Below are 19194 nucleotides of genomic sequence, written 5' to 3'. Positions count from 1 at the left end.
ACAGCCCTGCTAAAAGGACCCATCATGCGAAAAATAGCAATCATCGGAGCCGGCGAATCCGGCGCCCAGCTGGCTTTGGGCCTGCACAGGGAAGGGTACGCGGTAACGCTGCTGTCCGACCGTTCCGCCGCCCAAATCCGCTCCGGGAAGGTCATGTCCAGCCAGTGCATGTTCTCCACGGCACTGGATGCCGAGGCCCAGCTGGGCACAGCACTCACGGAATACTACGAATCCGGATCGGTACCGGCCATTGGCTCCATCCGGCTTCGGGTGCAGGCCGAACAGCCCATTGAGTGGGAAGCACCACTCGATGGCCCCGCCCGCTCCATCGACCAACGGATCAAGAGCGCCTTGTGGATCGAGACCTTCGTTGCGGCCGGGGGCGACTTCCGCATCGAGAAGGTCACTGCGCGCATGCTTGAGGAACTCGCCCGGGACTACGAACTTGTCATCGTGAGCACCGGTAAGGGCGAAATCGGCCAGATCTTCCCGCGGGACAAGGCCAAGTCGCCGTTCGACCGCCCCCAACGCGTCCTGGCCCTGAACTACGTAAAGCCCGACGCCGCTGCTGCCGCCGGCACCGGCGCGGACGGCACTGCCGGTGACGCCATCCGCATGTCCATGGCCCCCGGCGTCGGCGAATTCTTTACCTTCCCCGGACTGACTGTGTCCGGCCCCTGCCGCATGATGGTGTTCGAGGGCGTGGTGCGCGGCCCCATGGACCGTTGGACCGACGTCGGAAGTCCGCAGGAGCAGCTCGAGCGTTCCTTGGAAATTCTGCGCGAGCATTTCCCGCACGAGGCGGAGAACTTCGCGGGGGCGGAACTGACCGACGACGGCGCCACGCTCCTGGGGCGCATCACGCCAACGGTGAGGTCCGCCGTCGGGGAGCTTGGCAACGGAAAACTGGTGTTCGGCCTGGGCGATGCCGTGGTCCTCAACGATCCGCTCACGGGGCAGGGCTCCAACAACGCAACCCTCGCAGCCAAGTACTACCTTGACTCGATTGTCCGCCGCGGCCAGCAACCGTTCGACCGCCAATGGATGGAGCGCACCTTCGACGAGTTCTGGCGCGGATGGGGGCAATGGGCAGTTGAGTGGACCAACGACTTGCTCAAGCCGCCTCGGGACCACCAGAAGACGCTCCTCAGCGAAGCCGTCGAACATCCCGCATTGGCGGCAAGCATCGTGAACGGGTTCGACGACCCGCGAACCTCGTACCCTTGGTGGTTCGACTCCACCGCAGCCGCCGACTTCATGCAGGCCCGGAAGGAAGAAGACACCTCCTCCTTTGACGTCCGTGATTTCAGGAGTGCCCTGGGTCAGTTCGCCACCGGAGTCACCGTGGTCACCACTGTCTCGGCAGACGGCAGGAAGGTGGGAATGACGGCGAACTCCTTCACCTCGGTGTCCATGGAACCGCCCCTGGTGCTGTGGTGCCCCAGCAAACGCGCACCAAGCCTGGGTGACTTCGAGGACGCCACGCACTTCGCCATCAACATCCTCGCGAGCGACCAGCACGTCCTGTCCCGGCAGTTCGCCACACCGGCAACGGACAAATTCGCCGGCGCCGACACCACCGAAGGCATCGCCGGTATTCCGCTGTTGGACGGCGCGGTCGCGACCTTCCAGTGCCGGACCGTCTCGCGACATGACGCCGGGGATCACGTCATCTACGTGGGTGAGGTGGAAAGCTACAAGCACGACGGCGGTGCTCCCCTGGTGTTCCACGGCGGCAAGTACCACGCCACTGCCAGCCACCCCGACTTCTGAAAGGAACAGCACCGCATGGACTCCGTTGACGTCGCAATCATCGGCTCGGGCATCAACTCGCTGGTCGCAGCAGCCGAGCTCGCCCTGAAGGGAAAGCGGGTGTGCCTCATTGAGCGTGCAGACCGTTTGGGTGGCTTCATCGAATCCTCGGAGCGGACCCTGCCGGGCTTCATCCACGACACCTTCTCTTCATGGCACCCATTGTTTGTATCCGGGGGCGCCTACGGGGTGTTGGGCAAGGAACTGCACGCGAGGGGCTTGGAATACTGCAATACCTCGGGCCCTGTAACCGCTGCGGTGTCGCTGGACCCGGCCACCGGAGAACAGCGTGTGGCCATTGCCCACCGGGATCCGGCGGAGACGGCGGCAGCATTCACTGCGCCCCGTGACCGGGCCGCGTACCTCGCCATGCTGGACGACCTGGGCAAGCATTCGGTAACTGTGTTCGGAGCCTTCGGAGCAGAGCTGCGTTCGTTCCCGGACCTTGCAAAGCTCGCTGCCGTCGCCCTGCGAACCGGCAAGATCAAGGCCAATGAAGCCTTCGTCCGGGACTCACTCATGAGCGGCCGCAACTACCTTCGCAGCCGCTTTGAGGGTTGGGAAACGGACCAGCTGTGGTCTGCGTGGCTCCTGCATGCGGGGTTGGGCCCTGACCAGGCGACAGGTGGCGTGATGCTGCCCGTGATGGCAATGAGCATGCACGGATTTGGGCTGCCCGTAGTGAAGGGTGGTGCCTCACGCTTTGTTGAGGCATTCCAATCCCTGCTGGAAGACAACGGCGCCCGGATCATGTTGGGCACCGAGGCACAGGAAATCCTCTCGGCGTCCGGTTCCGTGACGGGTGTCCGGACCTCCGGGGGCGTTGTTTCAGCGGCCACCGTCTTGGCCAACGTTTCACCCCAAGCCCTCTATACCAGGCTGCTCCCGGACGCTCCCGCACCTCTCGCCGAGGCAGCCCGCAGGTACCAGAACGGCCGCGGGGCAATGCAGATCCACCTCGCTTTGGACAAGCCCGTGGCGTGGTCGGATTCCCGCTTGGACCAGGTCCCGCTGATCCACATCAGCAACGGCTCGGACAGCACGGGCATCGCCTGCGCCCAGGCAGAGGCCGGGTTGCTGCCGGCCGAGCCAACGGTAGTAGTGGGGCAACAATACGTGCTGGATCCTTCCCGAGCTCCGGAGGGCAAAGCCACCCTATGGCTGCAGCTCCAGGAGGCGCCGTTCACGCCAGTGGGCGACGCCGCCGGAGAACTGGACGTGGCCAACGGCTGGGATGAGGCACTGAAAAAGGGCTATCTGAAACGGGTCCTGGCCCGGCTGGAGCAGTTCGCTCCCGGGACCCGCGCGAGTGTCCTGGCCTCTGACATCATCGCTCCGAGCGACCTGGCTTCAATCAATCCCAATGCTGTGAACGGCGATCCCTACGGAGGCTCTGCCGAGCTCTTCCAGAATCTGCTGTGGCGGCCCTTCCCGGAGGCCGCCGGTCATCAAACGGCCATCCAAGGGCTCTGGCACATTGGAGCTTCAACCCACCCGGGCCCCGGACTTTCCGGCGGTTCAGGGCATCTAGTGGCGCAGAGGCTCACAGCACCGCCTTCACGTTTTTCCCGTATTCAAGCAGCACTGACACCACGCAAGCGATAGGAGAACAATGTCTGTTCTGGCCGGGCTCACCGCAGCCCTTTCGAATGGTTCGGTGGAAATCATCGACCTCACCACTCCCCTCAGCTCCGAGACACCAATCCTGAACCTGCCGCAGCCGTTCGCGAACACCGTTGGGCTCTCCGTCTCTCCCGTGAGCAACTTCGACGACGCCGGCCCGGCCTGGGCGTGGAACGACGTCACCGTGGGCGAACACGCCGGGACGCACCTGGATGCCCCCGTGCACTGGATTACCGGCAAGGATGGTAAGTCAGTGGACCAGATCGAGCCACACCGTCTGGTGGGGCCGTTGGTGGTCATCGACAAGACAACCGAAGCCGCCGGGAACCCCGACTTCCTGTTGGAGCCTGATCACTTTGAGCAGTGGCAGGAAGAGCATGGCGCCTTTCCTGAGAACTGTTGGGTCATATTCCGGACTGGTTGGGCGGCCCGCGGCGCGGACGCTGCGGCTTTCGTCAACGCGGACGACGCCGGTCCCCACACTCCCGGGGTCTCTGCGGCAGGTGCCAAGTGGCTTGCCGGAAACGCCTCGATCAGCGGTTTCGGCGTCGAAACCGTGGGCATCGACGCAGGACAGGCTGGATCACTGGATCCCATGTTTCCTGTTCATTCGTTCCTGCTGGGAGCGGACAAGTATGGCGTGACATCGCTGCGGAACGTGGACCGGCTCCCCGTTACGGGTGCCACGCTGGTGGTGGCTCCCCTTCCCATCGTGGGCGGCACGGGCAGTCCAAGCCGCGTATATGCACTGGTGGAAAAGGACGCGGTGGAGGGTTCATGAGTGGGGAAGTGCGCGTTTCCACCCTGGTCGGCAGGACGTTGGCGAAGCTCGGCGTCGGGCATGTCTTTGGTGTGGTGGGATCGGGTAATTTCGATGTCACCGGCACTCTCATGTCAGAAGGCATTCCCTTCACCGCGGCCCGGCACGAGGGCGGCGCAGCAACCATGGCCGATGCCTACGGTCGGATGTCCGGCAGGGTCGGCGTGGTCACCACGCACCAGGGCTGCGGACTCACCAACGCCATCACCGGAGTTGGCGAAGCAGCGAAAAGCCGGACGCCCATGATCGTGCTGACCGCCGACACCCAGGCAGCCGCCACCAGGTCCAACTTCAAGATTGACCAGGACGCCTTGGCCCGCAGCGTGGGGGCAGTCGCAGAACGGATCCACTCGCCCGCGACAGCCATCGCCGACACCGTCCGTGCATTCCGGACGGCGGTGAACGAGCGGCGCACGGTGGTGCTTAGCCTGCCGTTGGACATCCAAGGTGCCACCGCCGCAGACGAGGTGGGGGCCGTCGTCGTGCCTCAACCGTCGGTGACGAGGCCTGATACCGCAGCGGTTGAAAAACTGGTGGCACTGCTGGCCGCAGCGGAGAGGCCCGTGTTCGTCGCTGGACGCGGTGGCCGCGGCGCGCGGGAGGAAATCCTCGCCCTGGCCGATCATGCCGGGGCGTTGGTCGCCACCTCCGCTGTGGCGAGTGGGCTGTTCAACGGAGACCCGCACAACCTCGGAATTTCGGGTGGTTTCTCGTCCCCGCTGACCGCTGAACTGATCAGCGGCGCGGACTTGATCGTGGGATGGGGGTGCACGCTGAACATGTGGACCATGCGGCAGGGGCGACTCATTTCCGCTGGCACAACAGTGGTCCAGGTGGATGTGGAGGACTCCTCGCTCGGTGCCAACCGGCCTATTGCGCTGGGTGTGCTGGGCGATGCGGGGCTGACCGCCGTCGACGCTTTGGCTGTTCTGCGCGGTTCACAGCCTGAGCCCGCGGAGAAGTACCGCACGGAAGCCAACGCCCTCGCCATCAAGGGAGGCTCGCGGTGGCGGGACGTCGAAACGCCCGACCTGTCCACGGCGGGGTCCATTGATCCGCGCGTGCTGACCCGTGAACTGGATACCCTGCTGCCGGCCGAGCGGATCGTGTCCGTCGATTCCGGGAACTTCATGGGTTACCCCAGCCAGTATCTTGCCGTGCCGGACGAATTCGGTTTCTGCTTCACGCAGGCTTTCCAGGCAATCGGGCTGGGGTTGTACACGGCGATCGGCGCCGCTGTTGCACAACCGGGCCGGTTGCCGGTGCTGGGTGCGGGTGATGGCGGGTTCCTCATGGGCATCAGCGAGCTCGAAACCGCCGTCCGGATGAAGCTGCCCCTGGTGTGCATTGTCTACAACGACGCCGCCTACGGAGCCGAAGTGCACCACTTCGCCGGGCAGGACCTCGCGAGCGTCGTCTTCCCGGATACCGACATCGCGGCGGTCGCCCGGGGATTCGGGGCCGATGGAGTGACTGTGCGTTCCGCGACCGACCTCGCCGCCATCAAACCTTGGCTCGAGGCCTACGACGCCGGAACCCAGGACCGCCCCTTGGTCATTGACGCAAAAATCGCCTCCGACGGCGGTTCGTGGTGGCTGGCTGAGGCGTTCCAGGGCCACTAAGTGCCGGGCCCCCCACTAGGGGACAGCACGTGTCGCTACGAGCACGCACTGCGACATGTGCTGTCCCCCAGTTGGGTTCTACGCGTCTACTTCGGTGTTCACGATGTAAACATCGCACGGGGCGCCGTGTGCCACGCTGTTGGCGATGCTGCCCAGTACACGGCCCAGGCCCTTCATGCGCTTGTTGCCCACGACGATCAGGGAGGCGTTGTTGGTCTCCGCGTAGTTGATCAGGGCGTTGGCCGGGTTGCCGCGGGCAGCGAAGTACTTAAGCTTGTCTGCCGGGACGTCGAGTTCTTCGGAGACCTTGCGGGCCACGTATTCCGCGGAGTCGGCCGAAGAGACCGTGATGCGGTCGCTGCCGCTGCCAAATTCCTCGATCCGGTCATCTGAGAAGCCACTGATGACGTGCAGTTCGGCGCCGAGGGCGGTGGCAAGCTTCGCAGCGGCAACGGCTGCCCGCTTGGCAGTTTCACTGTTGTCAACGCCGACGACAATAACTTCTGACATGAGTACTCCTGGTTGTGGGATTCGCTGGGTGGTGCTGCAAGAAATCTACACTCCATAGCCATCCACGGGGATGACCCTTTTGCGCCGGGAGTGTTTGCCGCGGCGACGTGAGGGTAGGGATAGATCATCGGAACCATCACGTCACTGAAAGGCAGGACCATGAGCGACGCACCATTTGCCCCGCAGACCGCCATCGTCACAGGCTCGGATTCAGGGATCGGGCGTGCCACGGCGGTGGCGTTGGCCCAGGCAGGCATGGATGTAGGGATCACCTGGTACTCGGACCAGCAGGGCGCCGAAAAGACGGCGGAGGAGGTCCGTTCCTTGGGCCGGAAGGCAGTTGTCCAGCAGCTGGATACCACTGACGCTCCCGGAACCGCAGCCGCGGTGGACAAGCTCGCCGAAGAGCTTGGCGGCGTGGACGTCTTCGTGAACAACTCCGGAACGGGCGACGGCACCAAGTTCCTGGATCTCGACTACGGGACATGGATGTCCACGTTGAACACCAACCTCAACGGCGCCTTCGTCGCCATGCAAACCGCTGCGAAGCGCATGGTCAAAGCGGGCCGCGGCGGGCGCATCATCGCCGTCACCAGCGTCCACGAATTCCAGCCGCGGGTTGGCGCCTCGGCCTACGACGCCTCCAAACACGGCCTCGGCGGACTCATCAAGACGATGGCCCTGGAACTCGCTGAACACGGCATCACCGCCAACAACGTGGCTCCCGGCGAGATCGCCACCCCGATGACCGGCCAGGAGGACGAGGACCCCACCACCAAAGACCGTCCGGGCGTGCCGTTGGGTCGCCCTGGAGATGCCCGGGAAATAGCCGCCGTCATCGCTTTCCTGGCATCCCCGGCTGCCAGCTACGTCAACGGAGCTTCCTGGCCCGTGGACGGCGGAATGCTGCAAATGGGACCCCAGGCCGGCTCGCATATCACCAGCAACGAGTGGCGCGAAAGCTAAGCCGCACCACCTCTGGCCGCGCGGTGATCCGTGGGCTAGTCTGCATGAACGGCCTGCCTGCGGGCCGGATTTTCCAGAGATTCGTATGACGTTGATGAGGAGCACCATGGCTGGCCACACATATAGCGTTTCCGAAATTGTAGGAACTTCCACAGAGGGCGTTGACGACGCAATCAAGAACGGCATAGCCACCGCGTCCCAAACACTGCGGAACCTCGACTGGTTTGAGGTCAAGGAAATCCGCGGGCACCTGGAGGACGGCGCGGTTGCCGACTGGCAGGTCACCATCAAGCTTGGCTTCCGGCTGGAGCGCTGACTCCCCTTACGCGAGTTGACAGTTAATGCCAATGTTTCAGGCGAACATTGGCATTAACTGTCATCCCGGCGGGCCGGTTCGGGTTGGGGAGCCACCGCTTCCACCGCGCCCAAGCTGAGCAGCATCAAAGCGTCCGACGACGGCGAACCGGCCTTCGCCGAATAGACCCGAAGGTGCTGGTCGGGATCGTCCGGGAGACTCAGTGTCTCGAAGTTCAGTTCCAGGTCCCCCACCACCGGGTGATGCAGCCTGACAGTGCCTGCGGCGCGCGTGGCAACCCTGTGCCCCGCCCACCATTGGCGGAATTGTTCGCTGTGGACTGCGAGCTCGCCTACCAACTGGTTCGTTTCGGGGTCGTTGGGGTGCCGGCCGACGTCCATGCGCAGCGCGCCCACGGCCTCGGCGGCAACAGTCTTCCAGTCACGGAACAATGTACCGGCTGCGGGGTCCAGGATCAGCCAGCGGGTGAGGTTGCGTTCAGCCGCCGGTAACAAGGAGAAGTCCGCGAACAGCAGGTGCGCCATGCGGTTTCCGGCCAGGACATCGGCGCGTCGGCCGAGGACCATGGCAGGAACATCACCCACCGCGTCCAGCAGCTGCCTCAACGCAGGCCGGACCTTCTGAACGGGACCTGGGTTACCGGCGGAACTGGCGCAGTGTTCCAGGAGATCCATCATGTGCGCCTGTTCCCCTGGGTCCAGGCGAAGTGCCCGTGCCACGGAGTCCAGGACAGCCCTGGAGGGGTGGATATTGCGGCCTTGTTCCAAGCGGGTGTAGTAGTCCGTACTCACGCCGGAGAGGCGCGCCACCTCTTCGCGTCGAAGCCCCGGAACCCTTCGTGAACCGCTGGACTCCTGCGCTCCGGCGTCCTCGGGCTGGAGGCGGGCACGCATGACTTTGAGGAATTTACCGAACTCGGCGCTTTGACCCATTCGTCCATTCTGCCGTTCAGGATGTGTGTAAGGCCACCGTTGTGGGTAGGACTACCAGACCTAGGAAAAACAGGATCAGGCTTTGGTGCTGACTCTGCCCCCAAAACTGCATAGGCTCAATACTGAGCCTCCGAAAACGCTTTCTGATGCCCCAGCCAGGCACAGGCGCAACACCGGAGCGCCACGGCCATAACCATCCCGTCGAAGGAGACCGTCATGCCAGAGCTGACACTGAACAACGGCGTCACCATCCCGCAGCTGGGATTTGGTGTCTTCCAAGTGCCCGCGGACGAAACGCAGAAGGTGGTGGAAGATGCCTTGGAAACCGGGTACCGCCACATAGACACCGCAGCCGCCTACCGGAACGAAGCCGGGGTTGGCGCCGCGATCAAGGCATCGGGGATTGCCCGGGAAGACCTCTTCATCACCACCAAGCTTCGCAACGGCGAGCAGGGAGAGGCCTATGACGCTTTCCAGCGCAGCCGCGATGCCTTGGACCTGGAAGTGATCGACCTGTACCTCATCCACTGGCCGGTCCCCTCGCAGGGGCTTTACACGCAGGCCTGGAAGGAGATGGAGAAGCTCTACCAGGACAAGCAGATCCGGGCGATCGGTGTCTCCAACTTCCTCGCCGAGCATGTGGACACGTTGCTGCGGGAAGCCGAAGTGGTTCCTGCCGTGAACCAGATCGAGCTGCACCCCACGTTCCAGCAGGGCGACCTCGCCAACAAGTGCCGCGACCTCACGATTGCCGTTGAGGCGTACAGCCCGCTGGGACAAGGCAAGGACCTCAACGCGGAGCAGGTGGCCCTCATCGCAGCGGCACACGATACTACTCCTGCGCAGGTGATCCTTGCCTGGCACTTGGCTCAGGGAACCATCGTGATCCCCAAATCCGCCGACTCGGCCCGGATGCGGGAGAACTTCGGCGCAGCCGACCTCACCCTCACGGAATCCGAACTCGCGGCCATCACCGCTCTGGAGGCCGGTGCCCGCATCGGTTCCGATCCCGCCGTCGCCGCTTTCACCCAGCTCTAAGACCAGACAAAAGGACCCAACAAATATGCAGTACACGCATCTGGGCCGTTCCGGCCTGAAGGTTTCACGTCTCTGCCTTGGAACCATGAACTTTGGCCCGCAGACCGACGAGGCAACCGCGCACTCCATCATGGATTCGGCGTTGGACTCGGGCATCAACTTCTTCGACACCGCCAATGTCTATGGCGGGGTGGAGCACCGCGGCTGGACCGAGGAAATCATCGGCCGCTGGTTCGCCAAGGGCGGCGAGCGCCGTGAGCGGACCGTGCTTGCCACCAAGCTTTATGGCACCATGACGGACCGTCCCAATGAATCCAAGCTGTCCGCCCTGAACATCCGCCGCGCCCTGGATGCGAGCCTCAAGCGGCTGCAAACGGACTACATCGATATCTACCAGTTCCACCACATCGACCGCGATACTCCGTGGGACGAGATTTGGCAGGCCATTGAGGTGGCCGTCCAGCAGGGGAAGATCCTCTACTCCGGCAGCAGCAACTTCGCGGGCTGGCACATCGCCCAGGCGCAGGAAGCAGCACGTCGGCGGAACTACACCGGCCTGGTGAGCGAGCAGTCCATCTACAACCTCTTCAAGCGTGAGCTGGAGCTTGAAGTCATCCCGGCCGCGCAGCAGTACGGCCTGGGCTTGATCCCGTGGTCACCGCTGCAGGGCGGCCTGTTGGGCGGCGTGCTCAAGAAGGAGGAGCAGGGTGTCCGGCGCACTGAGGGCCGCGCCCTGGAGACCCTCAAGAAGCAAGAGGACCAGATCCGCCAGTACGAGGATTTCGCTGACGAGCTGGGACAGAAGCCCGGCGACGTTGCGCTGGCCTGGCTGCTGCACCAGCCCGCGGTGACCGCACCGATTGTTGGCCCGCGCACGCAGGAGCAACTGGACGCGGCCATCCGCGCGCTGGACGTCTCCCTGAATGAGGACGCCCTCAAGCGGCTGGATGACATCTTCCCGGGTCACCGCCCGGCACCCGAAGACTACGCCTGGTGAGCAGCCTTCTCCCGGACAGCCTCGGCAAAGCGGCGGACACCGTTTCGCCGCGGAACATCCTGTTCATCGGCGGGACCGGGGTCATCAGCGCGGCGGCGGCCGAACGCGCCGTCGCTCTGGGACACCGGCTGACCATCCTCAACAGGGGACGGTCAGCCGGGCGGCCGGTGCCCGAGGGAGCCGAAGTCCTGCACGCGGACATCCGCGATCCCCAGGCCGTGCGTGAGGTACTTCAGGGAAGGGAGTACGACGCCGTAGCGGACTTCATCTCGTTCACCCCGGCTCACGCCCGGGCCGGGTTGGAAATGTTCCGCGGCCGGACAGGTCAGTACGTCTTCATCAGTTCCGCTTCGGCGTACCAAAAGCCGCCCACCACCCTTCCCATCCGTGAGTCCACACCGCTGAAGAACCCCTTCTGGAAGTACTCGCAGGACAAGATCGCCTGCGAGGAACTGCTGTTCGAGGCCTACCGTGAAGTGGATTTTCCGTTGACGGTGGTGCGGCCTTCCCACACCTATGACCGGACCAAGATTGCCATGGTGGGCGGGTGGACTGATATCCACAGGATGCGCGCCGGGATGCCGGTCATGGTGCACGGAGACGGGACCTCTCTTTGGACCCTGACGCACAGCCGTGATTTCGCTAAGGCCTTTGTTGGACTTCTTGGCCGCCCTCAGGCCGTGGGCGAGAGCTACACCATTACCTCGGACGAGTTCCTGCCGTGGAACCAGATCTACCGGCTGTTCGCCCGGGCGGCCGGCGTGGAGGAGCCGGAACTGTTCCACGTTTCCTCGGACACCATCGCCCGGCATAGCCCGGAGCTCGGTCCAAACCTGCTGGGCGACCGTTCGCATTCGGTGGTGTTCGACAACTCCAAGATCAAAGCCCTCGTTCCCGATTACCAGGCCACGATCCCGTTCGCGGATGGGGCCAGGGAAATCGTTGAGTGGCATGACCGGCATCCCGAACTGCAGGTGGTGGGCGGGGACTATATGGAGCTGAGCGACAGGCTCTTTGATTGGTCACGGCGGTAGCTGTTGCCAAGCAGCAAGCGGCCAGCGTAGAAACGTAGAAACCCAGAGGAGACCAGCCCATGGAACTTGCCCCGCTTATCGAACTCAACGATCACCACAAGATCCCGCAAATCGGCCTTGGGACCTGGCCACTGAATGATGCGGAAGTTGCCGATGCCGTCGCGGAAGCTGTTTCCTGCGGCTACCGGCACATTGATACCGCGGTGAAGTACGGCAACGAAAAGGGCGTGGGCAACGGGATCAGGGCGGCCGCAGTGGACCGTTCGGAGCTCTTCATCACCACCAAGCTCGACGGCGAATTCCAAGGTGCAGGCAGGGCGGTGGAAGGCTTGGACGGTTCGTTGGAGCGCCTGGGCCTGGAATACGTTAACTTGCTCCTCATCCACTGGCCCCTGCCCCGCCGGGGTGAGTTCATCTCCACGTGGAAAACCTTTGAGGAGCTCCAGGCATCGGGCAAGGTGCGCTCCATTGGAGTGTCCAACTTCAAACCGGCTCACTTGGACCAGTTGTTCCACGAAACCAATGTTGTTCCCGCTGTCAACCAAATCCAGGTCAGCCCTTCGATCCCCCGTCCCGCTGCACGGGCTTACAACGAGCGGCACGGCATTGTCACCGAGTCCTACAGTCCGTTGGGGGCCAGCAGCGACTTGCTGAACGCCCCGGTGCTGGCTTCCATTGGGGAAAAGTACGGAAAAACTCCGGGCCAAGTGGTGCTCCGCTGGCACGTGCAGCAGGGACTTGTCGCCATTCCCAAAACTGCGAATCCCCAGCGCATGAAGGAGAACCTGGACGTCTTCGACTTCGACCTGGACCAGGACGACCTCAGCAAACTGCAAACCCTCGACGCCGGCCCTGACGCAGGCGTCGACTCGGATGTTCAGGGACACTAGGGAGACTGCCATGGAAACTCTTATCTGGACCGGTTCCTACACCGCTGACCGGAACGCGAAGGGTGAGGGAATCGCTGCCCTCTCCGCCGACTCAGAAGGAAACCTCACTTCACTCGGACTGGCCATTGCCGCCGACTCGCCGTCGTTCCTCGCGGCGCACCCAACACTTCCGGTGCTGTACGCGGTGGCAGAAGAAGCGGGCCAAGTACAGGCGTACCGCCGGACGGGCGACGCCGAGCTGGAAGCCTTTGGCGAGCCATGGCCCACCGGAGAAGCGACCTGCCATGTCGCGGCGGATCCCCAGGGCCGCTTTCTCGTAGCCACCTGTTGGGGCGACGGCCAGGTCATCCTTTTTGAACTGGACGACGACGGCGCCATCACCTCGCGCGCGAGTGCGGCAGCCGCCGTCGACCCCCATGCCGGGACATCTCCGGACGCCAGGCCCAGCCGGGCGCATTCGAGCCTGATGCTTCCTGACGGCCGGGTGATGACGACGGACTTGGGCAATGACCTGGTGCGGGTGTGGCAGTACGTGCCCGGTGAGGGTTTGCAGGCAGATCACCAGCTGGTCCTGCCGATGGGTTCGGGGCCACGGCATATGGCCCGGCACAACAGCGGAACGGTCTTCGTGGACACCGAGTACTCCGTGGAAGTTGCAGCGGTGCGGATGGAACCTGACGGCACGTACGAACTGGCCTCGGTGGTGCCCGCGAGCAGCGCCGGTGCAAAAGATGGCGACGCCGGTGCGGAGATCGCGCTGTCCCCGGACGGTCGCTTCGCCTATGTGGGCGTGCGGGGTACCAACCGTATTTGCGTTCTGGAAGTTTCCCCCGACGGCTCCGGTCTCGAACCCGTTGGCGACGTGCCCTGCGGCGGCGAGTGGCCGCGCCACCACCTGGTCCGCGAGGGCTGGCTGTACGTCGCCAACGAAGGCTCGGACGACGTCGTAAGCCTCCGCCTGGACCCGGAGACCGGACTCCCCGACGGACCCGTGGGCCGCGTGGAAACAGGTGCGCCCAGCATGTTGCTCGTCGCCGGTTAAATGACACCGAGATGGCATCTAATGACAATGATCCGCTCAGACATTGTCATTATGTGCCATCTCGGCGAGCTTTTCAGGCGGACCAGACCTCGACGTCATCCGTGCCGCAGATGAGTTTCCGGCCGGTCGGTTCGAGGACCACCCAGAGCAGTTCCTGGTGCTTGGAGACATCGTCCACGCGGCCCTTGCCGGCGCCCCACGCGACGTCGTAAATCCACACAGGATCGCCGGCGCTGAGGTCTGCCCACTCGGAAGCAGGCACATGGCGGTAGTCGGCCGGGCGGTTCAGGATGGAGCTGGTCATGCCGATACTTCGGCGGAAGTGCGCCGCCTCCACAGAGTCGGGACACCGTTGTAGGCCGGCAGCACGTGGCCCTCAGCGAAAACCTGGACGGTATCCGGTTCGCAGTCCGGGCTCCACAGACCCGACGCCGGGCAGTGGGAACCAGTGGGCATGACGCGGGTGGCTCGTTCGCGCAGGAGGGCGATGCTCTTCATCGTTGAAACTCATCCTTGGGGTAGATCGGGGCACTGTGTGAAGTAGATCTCTCCAACCCTATGTAAGCCGCGGACGCTTCGTTATGGGCAGTTGCACAGCGTTTATCCACCGCGGTATGCAAAGGCACAGTGACCGCTTACCCGTCGCCCAACTTGGGTACAGGAAACGTCGCTCCGGGCTGCCGGAGCGACGTTTACTGATCCCTTGGACGGGCCTAGATGTAGTTGAGGCTGAGCAACATGGACTTCAGCTGGGCATACTGGGTAGTGCCCATCCAGGCCGTGGCAGCTGCCGGGGTGGCAAAGGTAGGCCGCTTCGCCGGGTCAAAGAGCACGTAGGCACTCATGACACCGTTGGGCATTGTGATCTGGTTGGTGCCCGAAGAGCTGATGCCGGCCTTGAGCTCCGAAGTGAGCCGGACATCCATGATGTACGTCGGAGGGCCTTCGACAGGTCCCGATTGGGGTGAGGGCATTCCCTCGTAGGGCGGCCCCTCGTAGGGGATGTACTGGGGCTGGATCGACGAGAAACCGAATTCCACCTGGCTGCCGTTCACGTCCCTCACTCCGGGGACCACGGCCCGGTCAAGGACTGTCCGGTCCACCAACCCGGCCGTACCGTCGCCGTAGAATCCGCTGTAGATGTAGGCAACGGGCGAGCCGGCACTGTCCATGACGGTGGCACCCTGCGAAGCCGCTTTCGTTTCCTCTGACAGGTATGGACCTTGCTCCGTCTTGACGCTCCATCCGACTGGGTAGCTGAAGGAGAGGTGTCCGTCGGGGAACGTGTAGCTCTGGACTTGGCCAGCATGCGGCAGCGTCGTTGTCGAAACGGGCGTTGGCGCCACCACCGGGACAGTAGCGACAGGCGTGGAAGTGGGCTGGGGCGTTGCAACTGCTGTGGGTGTCGCTGTCGGAGCAGGCGTTGGCGTGGCCGTTGTCGACGGCGTGGCGGACGCCGACGGCGCGGCCGTGGCTTCGGCTGAAGTGAACGTCGCCGCCGGGGCCGGGGTGGCACCGACCGGCCCGAAGTTGGCGGCCACCAGAACGCCAGCCGTTACCGCTGCAGCGCCGAGGAACAATCCACCGGCAATCTGGAACTTCCTTGCCCGGCGCTTTTCAAGGGAAGCCACGTTCGAGAGAGTATTCGCGTCGCTGAATACAGTTGTCCCGGACAGGATCCTATGGAGCGCTTCCTCACCCTTGGGTTCCGGAGCGTCATTCATATCCCACGGGTCAATTGCTGAAATCTGGTTCTTGATAGGATCCATGATCTTCAGGCCCCCAACTTCTGTGTAGTAAATTCGGCCGCCGGCATCTGTTTGCGGAAGGCCGTACGTGCGCGGTGCAAGCGGACTTTCGCCGCTGATTCGCTGCACTGGAGGACTCCGGAAATTTCGGCCGTGCCCAAACCGTCCCAATAGGCGAGCTGCAGGATTTCGCGGTCCTGTTCGCGCATCCGCATCAAAGCGTCCTGAACCACGACGTTCTCGGAGTCATCCCCAAAGCGCTGGACCGCCGTCGTCCGGAGCTTTTCCTGCAGGGCGAGTCGCCTGTCGCGGCTCCGGTACGCGTTCCCCACCAGGTTGCGGGCGACTGTCAGAAGGTATGGAAGTTCCGGGGTGGACTCGTCCGTCCACTTCTGCCAGACGACGCGGAAAACGTCCGCGGCGATCTCCTCGGCTATATCCGCCGATTCCACGCGTCGGCGAACAAACTTGAAGACGGACGGATAGCTGTCTTTATGAATGGCGATGAACGCCAATTCGCGCTCGGAAAGCACGATTTTCCCCCTGAAATATAGAGCCCGGACCTGCAGGATACTTGTCTAGTTTCCGGCTCGGGCCCGCCGGTTACAGGGAGCGGAAAATATTTGTGTGCCGTGGGCTACGCGGATCGCCGCAGCGCCCGTCCGCGCCAGGCAGACACACCCCACACGATCACGAACAATGCCACGAGGATCAAACCGGCATCGCCCAAGTCGATTCCGCCGAGCCAGGTTGTCAGAGGATCATTCAGTCCGAAAGCGGCGTTGAGGAAGCCACCCAGCGTAATCACGGAAATAAACAGTGCCGAAACTGCCGAGATGCCTGTAATGACGGCGTTGAAGCCGAGTTTCCGTCGGGGATTGTGAATGGCGGATTTGTACATTTTCATCATCGCAACCCCGTTGATGGAGTCGCACAGGGTCATGGCTGCCGTGAACGCCAGCGGCAGGGCCATCAGGGCGAGCGGCGAAACGCCGGCGAGTGACGCCGTCGTGGTGATGACCAGCAGCCCGATGGTGGTGGCGGTATCGAACCCCAGGCCGAACAGGAAACCGATCACGTAGATGTTCCTGGGCCGCTCCACTTTGGACAGGGGTTTCGCCAGCAGCCGCGCCACGAAACCTTTGGCCTCCAGATCCTCGGGGCGCAACTCACCGCCGGCCTGCACCTTCCGGTAAACCTGCGTGGCACGGATGAACGCCGAGCCGTTGAACAGGCCCATCGCCAACAGGAAGAGCCCGGACACCCCACTGCCGATCAGGCCCAGCACCATATTGCCGGTGGTGCCGTCCTCCATGAACTGCCCAATCAGCGTGGCACCGGCAACCACCAGCAGACCAGCCAGGATCACCACGGAACTGTGCCCCAGGCTGAATGCGAACCCAACGCTCACCGGGTCCTTCCGCTGGGCTACGAACTTGCGCGTCGAGTTGTCGATGGCCGCGATGTGGTCCCAGTCGTAGCTGTGCTTGATGCCCGCAACGTAAGCGGTGACCACCAGCCCGAGCGCCAGCGGTTGAGCGCCTCCCGCGCCTCCCGCAAGCAAAAGCACGACGGCGGCAAGATGCAATGCGGCGACGGCACCGAAGGTGAACAGCATGCGCGTCCGGAGGGACAGAGCGTCCCGTTCGCGGTACATCGTGGCGAACTCGGTCAACGCAGTCATCAGTATTTCCTCAGGTTCAGGGGCTCCTGCCCGTACCAGCGTCCGCGAAGGAAGTTGGTGCAGGCACCCAGCAGTGTGTTGAGTTCTTCGGTGCTGTTCGACAACGATCGCAGCACAAGCCCGGTGGTTCCGGCAATAGTCGCGGTCAAAGAAACTCCGGTGTACGCCTCAAATCCGCGGGTCAGTTCATGCAACTGGTCAGCGAGCCCTTGGTCCACCCGTGGATCCACCACCACCAGCGACCCCAGATGGCTGAAGCCCTCCATGAACCCCAGCCCCGTCACATCGTTGAGGGGAGGCCGGATCAGGAGGTTGTCCAGCGCCAGCAGCTGCGTGACGTTTTCGTCCTCGACCCGGATCTCGTTCCTGAGCCGCACTTCCTCAAAGCGGAACGCCGCACCGTCGGGCGACCAGCCGGGCGTGATGACTTCGGCCATCACGAAGCACGACGTCGGGTGGAGACTGATGTGAGAATTCTGCCGGTAGCTCGCCTCCCTGTAGGCGATCAACTGGTCGGGCACCAACTCCAACCTGGAGCCCTCCCCCAGCCGCAGGCTCATCCGCTGCTCGGCAAAGGACCCGGGCGTCCGATACACCTTGGTGGCCGACTGTGTAGTGAGGAGCAGGTCGGCCCCGTCCTCAACCTCCACATCGATGAGGAACAAATCCGCCCCCAGATACGCCCCACCCGGATTGACCATGACATAACAAACCTGCCCGGAGTCATCGAGATAGTGCGGCCTCAATACCCGCAAGGCCCCCTCATGAAACTGCCGCGAAGCCACAGACCTTCCGGATCTTTGGGCGATACGCAACCGGAGTTCACCCCTCGCCGCCGTCGCAACCAGACTCACGAGGCCAAGTCGAGCATCAGGACATCCCGCCGGATCCAGTTGAGGACGTCTTCCAACCCCTCGTCCGTCTTGAGGTTGGTGAAGCAGAACGGCTTATCACCGCGGAACTCCTTGGAGTCCCGTTCCATGATGGACAGGTCCGCACCGACGTGGGGCGCCAGGTCGGTCTTGTTGATGATGAAGAGGTCGGACTTGATCATGCCCTGCCCGGCCTTGCGGGGGATCTTTTCCCCTTGGGCGACGTCGATGATGTAGATGGAGAAGTCCACCAGTTCCGGGCTGAAAGTGGCTGAAAGATTGTCGCCACCGGATTCAACGAAGATGACCTGCAGATCGGGATGCCGGGCTTTCAACTCTTCGATGGCCGCAGTGTTCATGGAGGTGTCTTCGCGGATGGCAGTGTGGGGGCAGCCGCCCGTTTCGACGCCGATGATCCGGTCCTCGGGCAGGATGCCGTTGGCGGCGAGGATTTTTGCGTCTTCGATGGTGTAGATGTCGTTAGTGATGGCGGCCATTGAGATGTCACGGCTCATGTGCCGGGTGATCCGCTCCACGAGCTGGGTCTTTCCTGCTCCAACGGGTCCGCCGATGCCGATTTTGATGGGTTCAGACATGTGTCCTCCTGCTTTAGCTCATGAACATGCGGGCGCGTTGCCTCTCGTGCCGCATTTGTGAAATTTCCAGTCCAGGGCTGACCGCCCCGAAGTCGTCCCAGCACAGCTGTGCTACATCCTGGATGGCGGCAGCAACGGCGTCGTGCGCCTGGCGTAGTACCCGCTGCCCCGCGTTCTGCCCCAGCGGTATGGCGCGAACGGCATTCTGCGTCAGCGAAGTAACCGTGGCGAACAGATAGGCGCCAAGTGCCTCCTCGAAGGGAACCCCGAGCGACCGCGCAATGACCCCGAAAGCCAAGGGTTGATGCCCGGAAGCCACCCCCTCACGAACCAACCCCCGGTAGCCATCCAACTCCATCGACGGGAACACCTCCCCACCAATTTCAAGCAGTCGTCCGCCCATCTTCACGGAAGCCTCCCGCACCTCCCGGGCCAACAGCTGCCCCGAAAGAACAGAATCCAACAACCCAACATCCACCCCGTCATAAAGAAAGCGCAGAGCCAACCCATCGGAATACGTCAATTGCTGCCCCACAAAAGCGGACAGCCAAACCCCAAACGACCCCTCATCCCGAACAAGCCCACGCTCGATATAGCCCTCAAACCCCAAAGAATGAGCAAACGCCCCCGTAGGCAAAGCCGAATCAGTCAACTGTTGAAGAGCAAGCTGATATCCGGCGCTCAAGGAGTAC

The 19194-nt window shown here is 63.2% G+C and carries 21 protein-coding genes; 11 read left to right on the top strand and 10 right to left on the bottom strand.

All coding sequences use genetic code 11. The features are described 5' to 3' along the window. Nucleotides 1-24 precede the first annotated feature (24 nt). The 4 genes from N5P29_RS01335 to N5P29_RS01320 are packed head-to-tail and all read left to right on the top strand — an operon-like array spanning nucleotide 25 to nucleotide 5877. On the top strand, nucleotides 25-1773 hold the full coding sequence (locus tag N5P29_RS01335; protein WP_262276902.1) for a flavin reductase: 1749 nt from the start codon (nucleotides 25-27) through the stop codon (nucleotides 1771-1773). A 15-nt stretch (nucleotides 1774-1788) separates the two neighbouring features. Then, nucleotides 1789-3417: a phytoene desaturase family protein gene (locus N5P29_RS01330; protein ID WP_262276901.1), complete on the top strand. Its 1629-nt coding sequence runs from the start codon at nucleotides 1789-1791 to the stop codon at nucleotides 3415-3417. A 7-nt stretch (nucleotides 3418-3424) separates the two neighbouring features. Continuing rightward, nucleotides 3425-4216, top strand: coding sequence for a cyclase family protein (locus N5P29_RS01325; protein ID WP_262276900.1), 792 nt, complete (start codon nucleotides 3425-3427; stop codon nucleotides 4214-4216). Continuing rightward, on the top strand, nucleotides 4213-5877 hold the full coding sequence (locus N5P29_RS01320; protein WP_262276899.1) for a thiamine pyrophosphate-binding protein: 1665 nt from the start codon (nucleotides 4213-4215) through the stop codon (nucleotides 5875-5877). The genes N5P29_RS01325 and N5P29_RS01320 overlap by 4 nt, the downstream gene beginning before the upstream one ends. A 78-nt stretch (nucleotides 5878-5955) precedes the next feature. Here the strand turns inward: N5P29_RS01320 and N5P29_RS01315 are convergent, their stop codons facing one another. Then, nucleotides 5956-6387, bottom strand: coding sequence for a universal stress protein (locus N5P29_RS01315; RefSeq protein WP_262276898.1), 432 nt, complete (start codon nucleotides 6385-6387; stop codon nucleotides 5956-5958). A gap of 159 nt (nucleotides 6388-6546) precedes the next feature. Between N5P29_RS01315 and N5P29_RS01310 the strand changes: the two genes are divergently transcribed. Beyond that, on the top strand, nucleotides 6547-7353 hold the full coding sequence (locus tag N5P29_RS01310; protein WP_262276897.1) for an SDR family oxidoreductase: 807 nt from the start codon (nucleotides 6547-6549) through the stop codon (nucleotides 7351-7353). A 106-nt stretch (nucleotides 7354-7459) separates the two neighbouring features. After that, nucleotides 7460-7669, top strand: coding sequence for a dodecin (locus tag N5P29_RS01305; protein ID WP_011773002.1), 210 nt, complete (start codon nucleotides 7460-7462; stop codon nucleotides 7667-7669). A 53-nt stretch (nucleotides 7670-7722) separates the two neighbouring features. Here the strand turns inward: N5P29_RS01305 and N5P29_RS01300 are convergent, their stop codons facing one another. Beyond that, on the bottom strand, nucleotides 7723-8601 hold the full coding sequence (locus N5P29_RS01300) for a helix-turn-helix transcriptional regulator (RefSeq protein WP_262276896.1): 879 nt from the start codon (nucleotides 8599-8601) through the stop codon (nucleotides 7723-7725). 216 nt (nucleotides 8602-8817) lie between these two features. On the opposite strand from N5P29_RS01300, the gene N5P29_RS01295 reads away from it, so the two are divergent. From N5P29_RS01295 to N5P29_RS01275, 5 genes are read left to right on the top strand one after another with little or no spacing between them, the layout of a single operon-like run. Further along, the gene (locus N5P29_RS01295) at nucleotides 8818-9639 is read left to right on the top strand and encodes an aldo/keto reductase (RefSeq protein WP_262276895.1); all 822 of its coding nucleotides are present in this window, start codon (nucleotides 8818-8820) and stop codon (nucleotides 9637-9639) included. 25 nt (nucleotides 9640-9664) lie between these two features. Beyond that, the gene (locus N5P29_RS01290; RefSeq protein WP_262276894.1) at nucleotides 9665-10636 is read left to right on the top strand and encodes an aldo/keto reductase; all 972 of its coding nucleotides are present in this window, start codon (nucleotides 9665-9667) and stop codon (nucleotides 10634-10636) included. Next, on the top strand, nucleotides 10633-11670 hold the full coding sequence (locus N5P29_RS01285) for an NAD-dependent epimerase/dehydratase family protein (protein WP_262276893.1): 1038 nt from the start codon (nucleotides 10633-10635) through the stop codon (nucleotides 11668-11670). The genes N5P29_RS01290 and N5P29_RS01285 overlap by 4 nt, the downstream gene beginning before the upstream one ends. A 59-nt stretch (nucleotides 11671-11729) precedes the next feature. Then, the gene (locus tag N5P29_RS01280) at nucleotides 11730-12560 is read left to right on the top strand and encodes an aldo/keto reductase (RefSeq protein ID WP_262276892.1); all 831 of its coding nucleotides are present in this window, start codon (nucleotides 11730-11732) and stop codon (nucleotides 12558-12560) included. Nucleotides 12561-12570: 10 nt separating this feature from the next. Then, a complete protein-coding gene (locus N5P29_RS01275; RefSeq protein WP_262276891.1) occupies nucleotides 12571-13602 on the top strand; it encodes a lactonase family protein in 1032 nt (343 codons plus the stop codon). A gap of 73 nt (nucleotides 13603-13675) precedes the next feature. Here N5P29_RS01275 and N5P29_RS01270 read toward each other — a convergent pair whose 3' ends face one another. From N5P29_RS01270 to N5P29_RS01235, 8 genes are all read right to left on the bottom strand, one after another. Further along, the gene (locus tag N5P29_RS01270) at nucleotides 13676-13906 is read right to left on the bottom strand and encodes a hypothetical protein (RefSeq protein WP_262276890.1); all 231 of its coding nucleotides are present in this window, start codon (nucleotides 13904-13906) and stop codon (nucleotides 13676-13678) included. Further along, nucleotides 13903-14100 carry a hypothetical protein gene (locus N5P29_RS01265; RefSeq protein WP_144663110.1) on the bottom strand — a complete coding sequence of 66 codons (198 nt, stop codon included), beginning with the start codon at nucleotides 14098-14100 and terminating at the stop codon, nucleotides 13903-13905. Before N5P29_RS01265 ends, N5P29_RS01270 begins: the two co-directional genes overlap by 4 nt. Nucleotides 14101-14315: 215 nt before the next feature. Further along, entirely contained in the window at nucleotides 14316-15371 is a 1056-nt protein-coding gene (locus N5P29_RS01260; protein WP_262276889.1) for a hypothetical protein, read from the bottom strand. A gap of 5 nt (nucleotides 15372-15376) precedes the next feature. Next, nucleotides 15377-15883: an RNA polymerase sigma factor gene (locus N5P29_RS01255; RefSeq protein WP_262276888.1), complete on the bottom strand. Its 507-nt coding sequence runs from the start codon at nucleotides 15881-15883 to the stop codon at nucleotides 15377-15379. 104 nt (nucleotides 15884-15987) lie between these two features. Beyond that, nucleotides 15988-17034, bottom strand: a complete 1047-nt coding sequence (locus N5P29_RS01250; RefSeq protein WP_262276887.1) for a HoxN/HupN/NixA family nickel/cobalt transporter — start codon at nucleotides 17032-17034, stop codon at nucleotides 15988-15990. Continuing rightward, nucleotides 17034-17888, bottom strand: coding sequence for an urease accessory protein UreD (locus tag N5P29_RS01245; RefSeq protein WP_262276886.1), 855 nt, complete (start codon nucleotides 17886-17888; stop codon nucleotides 17034-17036). Before N5P29_RS01245 ends, N5P29_RS01250 begins: the two co-directional genes overlap by 1 nt. After that, complete coding sequence (gene ureG / locus N5P29_RS01240) at nucleotides 17885-18502, bottom strand: urease accessory protein UreG (RefSeq protein ID WP_262276885.1); 618 nt, start codon at nucleotides 18500-18502, stop codon at nucleotides 17885-17887. The genes N5P29_RS01245 and ureG overlap by 4 nt, the downstream gene beginning before the upstream one ends. 13 nt (nucleotides 18503-18515) lie before the next feature. Beyond that, nucleotides 18516-19187 (bottom strand): urease accessory protein UreF, encoded by a 672-nt coding sequence (locus tag N5P29_RS01235; protein WP_262276884.1) that lies wholly within the window; start codon nucleotides 19185-19187, stop codon nucleotides 18516-18518. Nucleotides 19188-19194: the final 7 nt, after the last annotated feature.

The sequence above is a fragment of the Paenarthrobacter sp. JL.01a genome (assembly GCF_025452095.1).
GTDB lineage: Bacteria > Actinomycetota > Actinomycetes > Actinomycetales > Micrococcaceae > Arthrobacter.
Note: the sequence above shows the minus strand (reverse complement) of the source record. Positions and strands in the feature narration are given on the sequence as shown.